This is a genomic window from Streptomyces panaciradicis (genome assembly GCF_023516615.1).
GTDB classification, from domain to species: Bacteria; Actinomycetota; Actinomycetes; order Streptomycetales; family Streptomycetaceae; genus Streptomyces; species Streptomyces panaciradicis.
Genome location: NZ_JAMGBF010000042.1, coordinates 22,208 through 35,499 on the forward strand (window position 1 = coordinate 22,208; position 13,292 = coordinate 35,499).

13 protein-coding genes are annotated in these 13,292 nt (G+C 71.7%); 7 read left to right on the top strand and 6 right to left on the bottom strand.

The genetic code is table 11. The features are described from left to right. Window positions 1-11 precede the first annotated feature (11 nt). A complete protein-coding gene (locus M8J74_RS16485; protein ID WP_249837128.1) occupies window positions 12-749 on the bottom strand; it encodes a L,D-transpeptidase family protein in 738 nt (245 codons plus the stop codon). Between the two features lie 132 nt (window positions 750-881). Here M8J74_RS16485 and M8J74_RS16490 point away from each other — a divergent pair, with 132 nt between their 5' ends. The 4 genes from M8J74_RS16490 (at window position 882) to M8J74_RS16505 (ending at window position 5,743) form a co-directional block, all read left to right on the top strand. Continuing rightward, window positions 882-2,768, top strand: a complete 1,887-nt coding sequence (locus tag M8J74_RS16490; RefSeq protein ID WP_249837129.1) for an ABC transporter transmembrane domain-containing protein — start codon at window positions 882-884, stop codon at window positions 2,766-2,768. Continuing rightward, window positions 2,765-4,546 (top strand): ABC transporter ATP-binding protein, encoded by a 1,782-nt coding sequence (locus M8J74_RS16495; RefSeq protein WP_249837130.1) that lies wholly within the window; start codon window positions 2,765-2,767, stop codon window positions 4,544-4,546. Before M8J74_RS16490 ends, M8J74_RS16495 begins: the two co-directional genes overlap by 4 nt. A 417-nt stretch (window positions 4,547-4,963) precedes the next feature. Further along, window positions 4,964-5,434, top strand: coding sequence for a DUF5709 domain-containing protein (locus M8J74_RS16500; protein WP_249837131.1), 471 nt, complete (start codon window positions 4,964-4,966; stop codon window positions 5,432-5,434). Between the two features lie 36 nt (window positions 5,435-5,470). Next, window positions 5,471-5,743, top strand: coding sequence for a type B 50S ribosomal protein L31 (locus M8J74_RS16505; RefSeq protein ID WP_249837132.1), 273 nt, complete (start codon window positions 5,471-5,473; stop codon window positions 5,741-5,743). Window positions 5,744-5,796: 53 nt separating this feature from the next. Here M8J74_RS16505 and M8J74_RS16510 read toward each other — a convergent pair whose 3' ends face one another. Next, the gene (locus M8J74_RS16510; protein ID WP_058926814.1) at window positions 5,797-6,591 is read right to left on the bottom strand and encodes a metal-dependent hydrolase; all 795 of its coding nucleotides are present in this window, start codon (window positions 6,589-6,591) and stop codon (window positions 5,797-5,799) included. Window positions 6,592-6,736: 145 nt separating this feature from the next. Between M8J74_RS16510 and M8J74_RS16515 the strand changes: the two genes are divergently transcribed. Both M8J74_RS16515 and M8J74_RS16520 read left to right on the top strand, forming a co-directional pair. Continuing rightward, on the top strand, window positions 6,737-9,250 hold the full coding sequence (locus M8J74_RS16515) for a DEAD/DEAH box helicase (protein ID WP_249837133.1): 2,514 nt from the start codon (window positions 6,737-6,739) through the stop codon (window positions 9,248-9,250). A gap of 19 nt (window positions 9,251-9,269) precedes the next feature. Next, the gene (locus tag M8J74_RS16520; protein ID WP_058926812.1) at window positions 9,270-10,136 is read left to right on the top strand and encodes an acyl-CoA thioesterase; all 867 of its coding nucleotides are present in this window, start codon (window positions 9,270-9,272) and stop codon (window positions 10,134-10,136) included. A gap of 1 nt (window position 10,137) precedes the next feature. Here the strand turns inward: M8J74_RS16520 and M8J74_RS16525 are convergent, their stop codons facing one another. Next, window positions 10,138-11,088, bottom strand: coding sequence for a DUF6397 family protein (locus M8J74_RS16525; protein WP_249837134.1), 951 nt, complete (start codon window positions 11,086-11,088; stop codon window positions 10,138-10,140). Window positions 11,089-11,215: 127 nt separating this feature from the next. Further along, entirely contained in the window at window positions 11,216-11,629 is a 414-nt protein-coding gene (locus tag M8J74_RS16530) for a roadblock/LC7 domain-containing protein (protein ID WP_249837135.1), read from the bottom strand. Between the two features lie 94 nt (window positions 11,630-11,723). On the opposite strand from M8J74_RS16530, the gene M8J74_RS16535 reads away from it, so the two are divergent. Next, window positions 11,724-12,152: a PPOX class F420-dependent oxidoreductase gene (locus M8J74_RS16535; RefSeq protein ID WP_249837136.1), complete on the top strand. Its 429-nt coding sequence runs from the start codon at window positions 11,724-11,726 to the stop codon at window positions 12,150-12,152. A 24-nt stretch (window positions 12,153-12,176) separates the two neighbouring features. Here M8J74_RS16535 and M8J74_RS16540 read toward each other — a convergent pair whose 3' ends face one another. Together M8J74_RS16540 and M8J74_RS16545 are read right to left on the bottom strand one after the other, a co-directional pair. Next, window positions 12,177-12,827 carry a GTP-binding protein gene (locus M8J74_RS16540; RefSeq protein WP_249837137.1) on the bottom strand — a complete coding sequence of 217 codons (651 nt, stop codon included), beginning with the start codon at window positions 12,825-12,827 and terminating at the stop codon, window positions 12,177-12,179. 30 nt (window positions 12,828-12,857) lie between these two features. Next, on the bottom strand, window positions 12,858-13,271 hold the full coding sequence (locus M8J74_RS16545; RefSeq protein WP_249837138.1) for a DUF742 domain-containing protein: 414 nt from the start codon (window positions 13,269-13,271) through the stop codon (window positions 12,858-12,860). Window positions 13,272-13,292: the final 21 nt, after the last annotated feature.

Genomic DNA, 13,292 nt, shown 5'->3' on the forward strand with positions numbered 1-13,292 from the left:
CGGCGCGGGGGCTAGCGTTCCAGGTCGGTTCTGTCCCCCATCACCACCACCGGATGCCGGTCCGGGTCCAGCGTCCGCAGCAGGTACTCCATCGCCGCCCGGGACAGGCTGACGCAGGCGGACGTACCGCTTCCGTGGTCCATGTGCAGCCAGATCCCGCCACCCTTGGAATCGCCCTCGGGCCGGGACGGGTCGTTCGGCGGGGTGCCCTTGACGCGGTTGTAGTCGATGGCGATGACGTAGTCGAAGTCGTGCCAGTGCGACTCGGCCCACCAGCGCGGGGCCGCGAAGGACGCGTCCCGCGTGTACGGCAGCCGGGCGCCGGGGTCGGGCAGGACGCCCCCAGCGTCGGTGAGCGTGAACACGCCGACGGGGCTGCGCCGGTCGCCCTCGTGGTGATCGGCCGTCCAGCCCCTCTTGCCGTTGTGCGCGGGCCAACTGCGCGTCTCCTGCCAGGCCGAGCCGCGTTTCGTGTACAGGACGACCTTCGAGTCCGGCGAGTCCCTGCCCTCTCCGTAGACGGCGACGATCTGCCCGGCGTCGGCGGGGATGCGCCGCGCCAGCCGCTCGCCGACGCCCGGAATGCCGCGGTGGGCGGGGGCGTCGGCCGCCTTGCCCGCGGCGCCGGTCCGACCGTCTTGCCGTGAGGGGCCGCCGTGCCGGCCGTCGCCGCATGCCGCCAGTAAGGCCAGCAGTGTTGTCGTGGCCGTCAACGCGATCGCCGCGCGCGGCGCACCGTTCCTTCGCATCGCCCCATTTTGTACGGCGGCCGGAAAACCGTTTGCCATTGACCACGCTGCGAGGCGAACCTGTCACGGTTTGCTGCCGCCGAACGCGGTTTCCGTCCACCCCTGACACGAGCCACCGGGACGACAGTCGTCATGCAGATCCAAGACCTCCCCTATCCCGATCCGGGTGTGCCGGACGCGCGCTCGGGTCCCCGGTTCCTGTGGTGGCTGGGCCGCAACCAACTGGGCGGCCAGGTCAAGTCCCTGGCGTGGGGGCTGCTGCACTTCGTGGCCGTCTCCGCGCTGCCGTTCTGTGTGGGTTTCGCCGTCCAGGCCGTGGTCGACCGCTCCGGTCGCCGACTGGCCCTGACGGGCGGGCTGTTGCTGCTCGTCGGCGTGTGCGTCGCGCTGGGAGACACCTTCCTGCACCGCGCCGCCGTCACCAACTGGATCACGGCCGCCGCCCGTGTCCAGCAACTCCTCGCCCGCAAGGCCGCCGTGCTCGGCTCGGCCCTGACCCGGCGGGTGGCGGCCGGCGAGGTCGTGGCCGTGTCCACCGGCGACGTCGAGAAGATCGGCTGGTTCGTGGAGGCCGTCTCCCGGTTCACCGCGGCTGCCACGACCGTCGTGATCGTCTGCGTCGCCCTGCTGGTCTACCAGCCCGCGCTCGGCGTGGTGGTCGCCGTCGGACTGCCCCTGCTGGCGGTGGCGGTGCTGCCGCTGCTGCCCCGCGCCACCCGGCGGGCCGACGTCCAGCGCGAGAAGGCCGGACGGGCCACCGAACTGGCCTCGGACACCGTCGCCGGACTGCGCGTGCTGCGCGGCATCGGCGGCGAGGAACTCTTCCTCGACCGCTACCGCCGCGCCTCCCAGGAGGTCCGCCACGCCGCCGTGCGCAGCGCCCGCATGTGGTCCCTGATCTCCGCGATCCAGGTCCTGCTGCCGGGCCTGCTGCTGATCGCGGTGGTCTGGTACGGCGTCCACCTGGCCCGGCAGGGCCGCATCACCATCGGCGAACTGGTCACCGTCTACAGCTCGGTGATGGTCCTGACCTATCCCTTGCGCCACTTCGAGGAGATCGCGATGGCGTACTCCTTCTCGCGGCCGTCGGCCAAACGGGCGGCACGGGTGCTGTCGCTGGAGCGGGCCACGGACTCGGAGGGCGCACGGCAGGACGACCCCGGCACCGGCGGCGCACGGCCAGACGACCCCGACAGCGGCGGCGCGCGCCCGGACGATCCGGACAGCGGCGGTGCGCGCCCTCGCGAAGCACCGGCCGGTGACCTGTACGACCCCGCCACCGGCCTGCTGGCCCCGGCCGGCCGGCTCACCGCGGTGGTGTGCGGCGACCCGGACGCGGCGGGACTGCTCGCCGAACGGCTGGGCGGACACCCCGCCGAGCCGGGCACGTCCGTGCTGCTGGGCGGGGTGCCCCTCGACGAACTGCCCCTGGACACCGCCCGCGCGGCCGTGCTCGTGCAGGACAAGGACCCGGTGCTGCTGTCCGGTTCGCTGCGCGAGCTGCTGGACGTGCCCGCATCCGGTGCCGTCACCGCGCGGGACGCGCTGGCGGCCGCCCAGTGCGCGGACGTCCTGGAGGCCCTGGCCCAGGGGTCGTTGAACGCCGAGGACCCGATGGACATCCGGATCACCGAACGCGGACGGTCCCTGTCCGGCGGCCAGCGCCAACGGCTCGCCCTGGCCCGGTCGCTCGTCACCGATCCCGAGGTGCTGGTCCTGGACGAGCCGACCTCGGCCGTGGACTCGCACACCGAGGCGCGGATCGCCGAAGGACTGCGCGCCCTGCGGCAGGGACGCACGACCGTGGTCTTCACCTCCTCACCGCTGCTGCTGGACCGCGCGGAACGGGTCGTGCTCGTGCACGAGGGCGAGGTCGCGGCGATCGGCGTGCACCGCGAACTGGTGCACACCGAACCCCGGTACCGGGCCGTCGTGACCCGCGAGACCGACGAAGAGGCCGCCCTGAACGGCGCGCTCGAGGAACTGAACGCACTGGAAGAGATCGAGGAGACAGCATGATCGGCGTGGCGCCACCGGCCTACGACCCGGCGGCCCCGACCACGGCGAACACCCTGCCCGTCGGCGCCCCGGCGACCGTACGCGCTTACGTGGCCGAGCTGTTCCGCCGGCACCGCCGTGCCTTCCTGGTCCTGATCGCCGTCAACACCGCGTCCGTCCTGGCCTCGCTGGCCGGCCCGTTGCTGCTGGGCGACCTCGTCGAGCGGGTGTCGGAGGGTGCCCGGGAGCTCCATCTGCCCCTCACCGTCTCGCTGTTCGTGCTGGCGCTCGCCGTGCAGGCCGTGTTCGTGCGGCAGGTGCGGCTGCGCGGGGCGATGCTCGGCGAGCGGATGCTGGCCGACCTGCGCGAGGACTTCCTGGTGCGCTCCGTCGGGCTGCCGCCGGGCGTCCTGGAACGGGCCGGCACGGGCGACCTGCTCTCCCGCATCACCACCGACATCGACCGGCTGGCCAACGCGATGCGCGAGGCGGTGCCGCAGCTGGCCATCGGCGTGGTGTGGGCGGTGCTGCTGCTCGGCGGCCTCGTCGTCACGGTGCCGCCGCTGGCGCCCGCCGTGCTGGTCGCCGTGCCGCTGCTGGTGATCGGCTGCCGCTGGTACTACAAGCGGGCGCCGCACGGCTACCGCTCCGAGGCCGCCGGGTACGCCGCCGTGGCCGCCGCCCTCGCCGAGACGGTCGACGCCGGCCGCACGGTCGAGGCCCACCGGCTCGGCGACCGCAGGATCGAGCTGTCGGACCGCCGGGTGCGCGAGTGGACCGCCTGGGAGCGCTACACCCTGTGGCTGCGGTCGGTGCTCTTCCCGGTCATCAACCTCACCCATGTGACGGTCCTCGCCTCGGTCCTCATGATCGGCGGCTGGTTCGCCCTGCGGGGCTGGATCGGGGTGGGCCAGCTGACGACGGGCGCGCTGATCGCGCAGATGCTCGTCGACCCGGTGAACCTCATCCTGCGCTGGTACGACGAGCTCCAGGTGGCCCAGGTGTCGCTGGCCCGCCTCGTCGGGGTCCGGGACATCGAACCGGACGCCGGGGACGAGGCGCTCGCCCCGGACGGCCGTGACCTCCACGCCGACCAGGTGCACTTCGGCTACCGCGAGGGCGTGGACGTACTGCGCCGCGTGTCCCTGGACGTCGCTCCCGGCACCCGTCTGGCGCTGGTCGGCCCCTCGGGCGCCGGCAAGTCCACCCTGGGCCGGCTGCTCGCCGGGATCTACGCCCCGCGGACCGGGCAGGTCGCCCTGGGCGGCGCGGAACTGTCCCGGATGCCCGCCGAACGCGTCCGCTCCCACGTGGCCCTCGTCAACCAGGAGCACCACGTCTTCGTGGGCTCCCTGCGCGACAACCTCCTGCTCGCCCGGACGGACGCCGAGGACGCCGAGCTGTGGGCGGCGCTCGGCGCGGTCGACGCGGACGGCTGGGCCCGCGCCCTGGACGAGGGCCTGGACACCGAGGTCGGCTCCGGCGGCCTGACGCTGACCCCGGCCCAGGCCCAGCAGATCGCGCTGGCCCGCCTCGTGCTGGCGGACCCGCACACGCTGGTCCTGGACGAGGCGACGTCCCTGCTGGACCCGCGCGCGGCCCGCCACCTGGAGCGCTCCCTGGCCCGCGTCCTCGACGGCCGCACGGTGGTCGCCATCGCCCACCGTCTGCACACCGCGCACGACGCGGACGTCATCGCCGTCGTCGAGAACGGCCGCATCAGCGAGCTCGGCAGCCACGACGAGCTGGTCGCCGCCCAGGGGGCCTACGCGGCACTGTGGCGGTCCTGGCACGGGTGAGGCCGAGGGGGTAAGGAACCCCGGGCCAGACGCTGCCGCTGAGGCCGAGGAGGTACGGAACCCCTGGCCGCAGAGCGCGGGACCGTGCCCCGGGCCGGTACCGAGGGGCCGAAGCGCGGTCCCGGTGAGGGCGCGGAACCACCGGCCGGCGTCCTCGCGGGCCGGCCGGCGCGGGGGCGCCGCGGGGCGCCGCCGCACGGAGGTGATCCGCGGGCCCGGCGCCCGTGCCGTCCGGCCCGCTCGGGGCGTGCCGTTGCGCGGTGCCGATCGACAGTGGAAGTCTGGATACCGGCACCGGCTCGGGGAGTGTCCCGAGGACCCCGCGGTCCGCATGGGCACGGCCTGTGCTCCGCGCACCGGCGGCCCGACGCCGGGCCTGACCGGAACGGGCCCGTCCCCAGCACCTGGAGGTATCCCGTGAACAGCGCCGAGGGATGGGGAGACGACGTCTACCAGCCCGACGGATCCGACCAGCGGGAGGACACCGGGCTGCTCGACTCCGAGGACACCCTGGAGTACGACGGTGTCGACGACCCCCTCGACCGCGGCTGGTCCCCTCCGGAACGCCCCTGGGCGGTGGAGCGCGCCGATGTGACGGCCGCCGAGCGGCACCACGGGGAGACGCTGGAGGAACGCCTGGCCGAGGAGCTTCCGGACCTGGTCGCGCCCGACGGAGACGGCCTCGGCGATGTCGACGGCACGGACGGGGAGCTGCTGGACAACGAGGTCGGCGCCGTGCGCTCCGGCCGCCTCGTGGCCCCCGACGAGGGGGCGCACGAGGACGAGGAGAGCGCCCTGATCGCCACCGACGTGGGCATCGACGGCGCGGCGGCCTCCGCCGAGGAGGCGGCGATGCACATCGTCGACGAGGATTCCCTCTACGGCTGACCTGTCCGCCGCCCCCACTGCGCACGAGGAGCACGTATGCAGCAGGACAAGCACCCCGACTACCACGCGGTGGTCTTCCGCGACCGCGCCGCGGGCTACGCCTTCCTGACCCGGTCCACCGCCACCAGCGAACAGACCATCGAGTGGGACGACGGCGAGACCTACCCCGTGGTGGACGTCGAGATCTCCTCCGAGAGCCACCCCTTCTACACCGGCAAGGCGCGGACCGTGGACTCGGAGGGCCGCATCGCCCAGTTCGAGCGGCGCTACGGCGGCGGGGCGGCTCAGGGCCAGGGCGCCGACGGCTGAGTCCCGCGGCCTCGCCCGCCCCACCGGCCCCTCCCGCAGAGGGGCCCGCTGCCTCAGATGAAGTTCAGGGCCGCCGCACAGCCCACCCCACCGAGCAGCATGAACACGGGCATCAACACCCTCAGCTCGACCCAGCTGCCCGCCCGGAACCGCATGAACTTCGGCGGGCCGATCGGGTACCAGCGCTTGCGGCCGACCGGGATCGGCCACAGGATCGGGCAGCCGGAGACCGTCAGCGCGTCCCCGATGTCGTGCACTATCGAGCCCAGCACGATCGGCAGCCCCAGCCACAGGTACGCCTGGCCCGGCTCGGTGAACAGCCAGTGGGAACCGTTGCCCGGCTTGTCCAGGATCCCGGCGAGGATCCAGGCGCTGGTCGCGGCCAGCAGCCAGACCAGCACGTCGCTGCTGGAGCCGCGCGCCGCCCGCCACAGCAGGCCCTCGATGGCCAGCACCATGTGGACGAAGAGGATGGCCAGCACCGCCCAGCGCCCACCGCTGACGGCCAGCGCCGACGAGCCCGCACCGATCAGCACCGCCCAGAGCCAGGTGTGGGTGAGCGTGCGATGACCGCCGGAGCGGCGCGGGTCGCCCTGCTTCCTGGTCGCCTTGTAGACGGCGTAGGAGAGCTTGTCGACGATCTCGCACACCCAGCGGGACAGGGGCCCGAAGGACCGGGAGATGGTGGCCGCCTTGTGGTCCAGATCCGGGGCGAGAGCCGCTCCGGCGCAGATCAGGGCACCTGCCAGCAGGACCGGCCAGGGCATCGTGTGCCCGGTCGCGGCGGCCGCCGCGCCGACGCCGAGCCAGGCCGCGGCCCCCGACAGTGAGTGTGCTGGTCCCATCATGGCCGTTCCCCGCCCCATTCTTCGTGTGCCGCTGTCCAGTTGACCGGGTGCGCTGACGCTCCGTCGGCGTCACAGCGTACTGCTCGTGATCTTCACAGCCGCAGCCGATTCCCCGATGAAGCAGGACGCCAGGCAAGATGGGTGCGTGACACTCATCGATCAGCTGCCGCCGACCGCCGACCCCGACGCTCTCTACGAAGCCTTCGAGTCGTGGGCCCAGGAGCGCGGTCTGACGCTCTACCCCCACCAGGAGGAGGCGCTGATCGAGGTGGTCTCCGGCGCGAACGTGATCGTGTCGACACCCACCGGTTCCGGCAAGAGCATGATCGCGGCGGGCGCCCACTTCGCGGCCCTGGCCCGTGACGAGGTCACCTTCTACACGGCGCCGATCAAGGCGCTGGTCTCGGAGAAGTTCTTCGAGCTGTGCAAACTCTTCGGCACCGAGAACGTGGGCATGCTCACCGGTGACGCCTCCGTCAACGCCGACGCCCCCGTCATCTGCTGCACCGCGGAGGTCCTGGCGTCGATCGCGCTGCGTGACGGCAAGGGCGCCGACGTCGGCCAGGTCGTCATGGACGAGTTCCACTTCTACGCGGAGGGCGACCGCGGCTGGGCCTGGCAGATCCCGATCCTGGAGCTGCCGCAGGCGCAGTTCATCCTGATGTCGGCGACGCTGGGCGACGTCTCCTTCTTCGAGAAGGACCTCACCCGCCGCACCGGCCGCCCCACCTCGGTGGTCCGCTCGGCGACCCGCCCGGTTCCCCTCTCCTACGAGTACCGGCTCACCCCGCTCACCGAGACCCTCACCGATCTGCTGCAGACCCGGCAGGCCCCGGTCTACATCGTGCACTTCACCCAGGCGCAGGCGGTGGAGCGGGCGCAGGCGCTGATGAGCATCAACATGTGCTCGAAGGAGGAGAAGGAGCAGATCGCCGAGCTGATCGGCAACTTCCGCTTCACCACCAAGTTCGGCCGCAACCTCTCCCGCTACGTCCGGCACGGCATCGGCGTCCACCACGCCGGCATGCTGCCCAAGTACCGGCGTCTGGTGGAGAAGCTCGCCCAGGCCGGCCTGCTGAAGGTCATCTGCGGCACGGACACGCTGGGCGTGGGCGTCAACGTCCCCATCCGCACAGTGCTGTTCACGGCGCTGACCAAGTACGACGGCAGCCGGGTGCGCACCCTGCGCGCCCGTGAGTTCCACCAGATCGCCGGCCGGGCCGGGCGGGCGGGCTTCGACACGGCGGGCTTCGTCGTCGCGCAGGGGCCCGAGCATGTCATCGAGAACGAGAAGGCCCTCGCGAAGGCCGGTGACGACCCCAAGAAGCGGCGCAAGGTCGTCCGCAAGAAGGCGCCCGAGGGCTTCGTCGGCTGGACCGAGAACACCTTCGAGAAGCTCATCACCTCCGAGCCGGAGCCGCTGACCTCCCGTTTCCGCGTGACGCACACGATGCTGCTGTCGGTCATCGCCCGTCCGGGCAACGCCTTCGACGCCATGCGGCACCTGCTGGAGGACAACCACGAGCCGCGCAAGCAGCAGCTGCGGCACATCCGGCGGGCGATCGCCATCTACCGCTCGCTGCTGGACGGCGGGATCGTCGAGAAGCTCGAGAAGCCGGACGCCAGCGGCCGTATCGTCCGCCTCACCGTCGACCTGCAGCAGGACTTCGCGCTCAACCAGCCGCTGTCCACGTTCGCGCTCGCCGCGTTCGAGCTCCTCGACCCGGACTCCCCGTCCTACGCACTGGACATGGTGTCGGTCGTCGAGTCGACGCTGGACGACCCGCGGCAGATCCTCGTCGCCCAGCTGAACAAGGCCAAGGGCGAGGCCGTGGCGGCGATGAAGGCGGACGGCGTGGAGTACGAGGAGCGCATGGAGCGCCTCCAGGACATCTCCTACCCCAAGCCCCTGGAGGAGCTGCTCTTCCACGCCTACAACACGTACCGCAAGAGCCACCCCTGGGTGGGCGACCACCCGCTGTCGCCGAAGTCCGTCATCCGCGACATGTACGAACGGGCCATGTCCTTCACGGAGCTGGTGTCCTTCTACGAGCTGGCCCGCACCGAGGGCATCGTGCTGCGCTACCTGGCCAGCGCCTACAAGACCCTCGACCACAACATCCCGGACGACCTGAAGTCCGAGGACCTGCAGGACCTGATCGAGTGGCTCGGCGAGATGGTCCGCCAGGTCGACTCCAGTCTGCTGGACGAGTGGGAGCAGCTGGCCAACCCGGAGGAGATGACCGCCGAGGAGGCCCAGGAGAAGGCCGACGAGGTCAAGCCGGTCACCGCCAATTCGCGCGCCTTCCGGGTCCTGGTCCGCAACGCCCTGTTCCGCCGTGTCGAGCTCGCCGCGCTCGACCAGGTCGAGGAACTGGGCGAGATGGACGGCGAGAACGGCTGGGACGCCGATGCGTGGGGCGAGGCGATGGACAAGTACTGGGACGAGTACGACGACCTCGGTACCGGTCCGGACGCCCGCGGCCCGAAGCTGCTCGTGATCGAGGAGGCGCCGAAGGACGGCGTCTGGCGCGTCCGGCAGATCTTCGACGACCCGAACGACGACCACGACTGGGGCATCAGCGCGGAGATCGACCTCGCGGCCTCCGACGCGGAGGGCCGTGCCGTCGTCCGTGTCACCGATGTCGGTCAGCTGTGAGCCCAGGAGCGACCCCCGCATGACGAACCCGGCCGAGAGACTCGTCGACCTGCTCGATCTGGAGCAGATCGAGGTCAACATCTTCCGTGGCCTGAGCCCGAACGAGTCCCTGCAGCGGGTCTTCGGTGGCCAGGTGGCGGGCCAGGCGCTGGTCGCCGCCGCCCGCACCACCGACGGCGAACGCCCCGTGCACTCCCTGCACGCGTACTTCCTGCGTCCGGGCCGGCCGGGTGTGCCGATCGTGTACCAGGTCGAACGGGTGCGGGACGGCAGGTCGTTCACCACGCGCCGGGTCACCGCCGTACAGCAGGGCCGCACGATCTTCAATCTCACCGCCTCCTTTCACAAACCTGAGGAAGGGCCCTTCGAGCACCAGCTGCCGCCGGCCCGCAAGGTCCCGGACCCGGAGTCCCTGCCGACGGTCGCCGAGGAGATCCGTGAGCACCACGGCACGCTGCCCGAGCAGTTGGAGCGGATGTCCCGCCACCAGCCCTTCGACATCCGCTATGTGGACCGGTTGCGCTGGACGCCCGAGGAGGTCGAGGACGCCGAGCCGCGCAGCGCCGTGTGGATGCGCGCGGTCGGGCCGCTCGGCGACGACCCGGTCGTGCACACCTGCGCGTTGACCTACGCCAGCGACATGACCCTCCTGGACGCCGTCCGCATCCCGGTCCAGCCCCTGTGGGGGCCGCGCAGCTTCGACATCGCGTCGCTGGACCACGCCATGTGGTTCCACCGGCCGTTCCGCGCCGACGAGTGGTTCCTGTACGACCAGGAGTCGCCGATCGCGGTCGGCGGCAGGGGCCTGGCCCGCGGACGGATCTACGACGTGGAGGGCCGGCTGCTGGTGTCCGTGGTTCAGGAGGGTCTGTTCCGCCGGCTGTAGCTCACGCGTGCCTGCGGCGGAGCCGGCCCAGCAGGCCGCGCGGCCTTCGGGCCTCCGCGGCCTGCGGGTGTTGTCGCGGCACGGCGGGCACGGCCGGCGGGGCGGGCGGCCGCTGTGGTCGGGCCGGGCTGTGTGCCGCGGCGGGGCTGTGTACCGCGGCCGGGTGGGGTGCGGGCTGGGCGGCCCTGGCCTCGCGCACCGCCTGTTCGAGGTCGGCTCGGTACCAGGCGATCTCGTCGGGGTCGGTGGCCCGCAGGATCCGTGCCGCCACCTGGGCGGTGGGCGAGTCCGGAGCGCCGTACGTCGTGACTTTGGGCAGGAACCGGTTCACGTGGGCGCGTTCGTACGGGTCCGGCACGATCTCCGCCAGCTGGGCCGGATCGAGCAGGGAGGCGACGGCGGCCGCCTGCGCCCACGGATGGCCCGCGCTCTGCCGCCGCAGGAAGCCCAGCTGCCGTACCCGCCAGTTGCGCGCCCGGACATCCAGGCCCTCCTTCAGCTGTTCCCGCAGTCCCGGTGGTGTGCGCCCGCTCAGCAGACGCGCGTTGTTCTCGTCCGCCGCGAACTGCCGCAGTTCCTCGGCGAGATAGAGCCACACCACCGCTCGATAACGGTTCAGGTAGAACTTGACCGGCACGACGACACCGAGCCTGGCCAGTCGCGTGAACCGGCCCGGCGGTACGTCGAGCAGCCCGGCGCCCTCCTTGGTGCCCATGGTCTCGACGCGTGTGCGCAGGTTCTCGGGAGAGCCCTCCCCTGCCCGCAGCCGGTCGATCTCGGCGCGTGGGACACGCGGCCCGCCACCGCCTTCGTCGGGCACGGTCCTGATGTGTCCGAGGTGCACGGCGAGATCGAACTCGCCTCGTTTCAAGCCCAGTTCCCTGGCCGCGCGGCTGGGCGTACAGGTCGTGCGGGCCGTGTGGGTCGATGGCGTGACGATGTTGCCCTGCATGACTGGTCTCCCCCGTGGAGTCGGTGGTCCGCGCCGTCCGCGCGGCCTCGGAAAAAAACCGTAGCCGCTACGGCGGATCGTGTGGCGGACCTGTGGATAACTCCACGGGAAAGAGGGAAACCGCAGGTCAGAAGTCTTTTGCCGAGGTCGGGTCGGGCTGGCGGGCCTCGATGTCGAGGTGTTCGCCGACCCGGTTGACGAGCAGGGTCATCTCGTAGGCGATCTGACCGATGTCGGCCTCCGCCGCGCTGAGCACGCACAGACAACTGCCCGCACCGGCCGCGGTCACGAACAGCACGGCGTCGTCGAACTCCACCATCGTCTGGCGCACTCCGCCCGCGCCGAAGTGGCGTCCCGAGCCCTTGGCCAGACTGTGGAGTCCGGACGAGACCGCGGCGAGATGCTCGGCGTCCTCGCGCCTGAGGCCCGTGCTCGCGCCGGTGACCAGACCGTCGTTGGACAGGACCAGGGCGTGCCGCACCTGTTCCACCCGCTCGGTCAGATCGTCCAGCAGCCAGCCAAGTGTCTGGTTCTGCACCATGGTCGAAAACTCCCCGTGTATCGACTCCCCCTGGCCGGAGGATCTGCCCGTCAGCCTTCCCCACACCACGCCCGCGAGCAAGGAGGATGGGGGCATGGCACAGAAGATGACCGATGAGGAATGGCGGGCGTTCGTCTCGTACGGCACCCGCACCGCGAAACTCTCGACCGTCCGGGCCGACGGGAGCCCGCACGTGACGCCGATCTGGTTCGTGCTGGACGGGGACGACGTCGTGTTCAACACCGCGAAGACCAGTGTGAAGGGGCGGAATCTGACCCGCGACGGGCGTGCCGCGCTGTGCGTGGACGACGACCGGCCGCCCTACGACTACGTGGTGCTGCGGGGCCGGGCCCGGATCTCGGAGGACCCGGAGGAACTGCGGTACTGGGCCACCCGTATCGGCGCGAGGTACATGGGCGAGGAGCGGGCGGAGGAGTTCGGGGCCCGCAACGGCGTACCCGGCGAACTCCTCGTGCGGATGACGATCGACAAGGTGCTGGCGGAGAAGGCCGTCTCCGGCTGACCGTCCACAGGGCGGCGTGGGACGTCAGCCGACGGAGTCGAGCAGCCGGGCGGTGTGCATCCGCCCGGCGTACTCGACGAGCCGGATCAGCACCTCCTTCCCCGAGGCGCGGTCCCGGGCGTCGCAGAGCACCACCGGCGTCCCCGGGTCCAGGTCGAGGGCGCGCGAGACCTCCTCGTCCGTGTACCTGCGGGCGCCGGTGAAGCAGTTGACGGCCACCACGAACGGGATGTGCCGGTGCTCGAAGTAGTCGACCGCGGGGAAACAGTCGTCGAGCCTGCGGGTGTCGGCGAGGACCACGGCGCCCAGCGCCCCTTGCGCCAACTCGTCCCACAGGAACCAGAAGCGGTCCTGGCCCGGCGTGCCGAAGAGGTAGAGGGACAGACCGGAGCGGATGGTGATGCGGCCGAAGTCCATGGCGACGGTCGTCGTGACCTTCTGGTCCACGCCGCCGGTGTCGTCCACCGACTGACCGACCTCGCTGAGCAGTTCCTCGGTGCGCAGCGGCTTGATCTCGCTGACCGCGCCGACCAGGGTGGTCTTGCCCACGCCGAAGCCGCCGGCGACCAGTATCTTCAACGCGAGCGGTGCCGTCTCGCCGTCCGGGGCGTCGGAGTGTCCGTGGTGCTCGGACTGCTGGGGGTGTTCGGAGTACTCGCGGTGCTCGGAGATCATCGATCACTTCTCTCGGTGTTTCGGGTGCGCCTAAAGGGCTCGCAGCCCCTCGATCACTTCGCGCAGAATCCGCTCGTCGGGCAGCTGAGCGGGTGGCACGGGACGGCTGACGGTCACGCGGCCGGACTCCAGCAGGTCGCCGAGGAGGACACGGACCACGCCCACGGGCAGGTCGGTGCCGGCGGCGAGTTCGGCGACCGACTGGGTCTCCGTGCTGCACAGGTCGATCAAGGTCCGGTGTTCCGGGCCGAGCGCGGCGTCGTCCGCCGCGCCGGGCGTGCCGGGGTCCAGGGTGACCAGGGCGATCAGGTCGAAGCGGACACCGGTCGGCCCGGGCCGGGTACGTCCGCCCGTCATGGCGTACGGGCGCACGAGCGGTCCCGCCTCGCCGTCGAACCACTGGCTGCCCGGTTGCTGCGCCACGCCGGTCCTGTCGGTGTTCATTCGAGCGGACCGTCCTCGCGC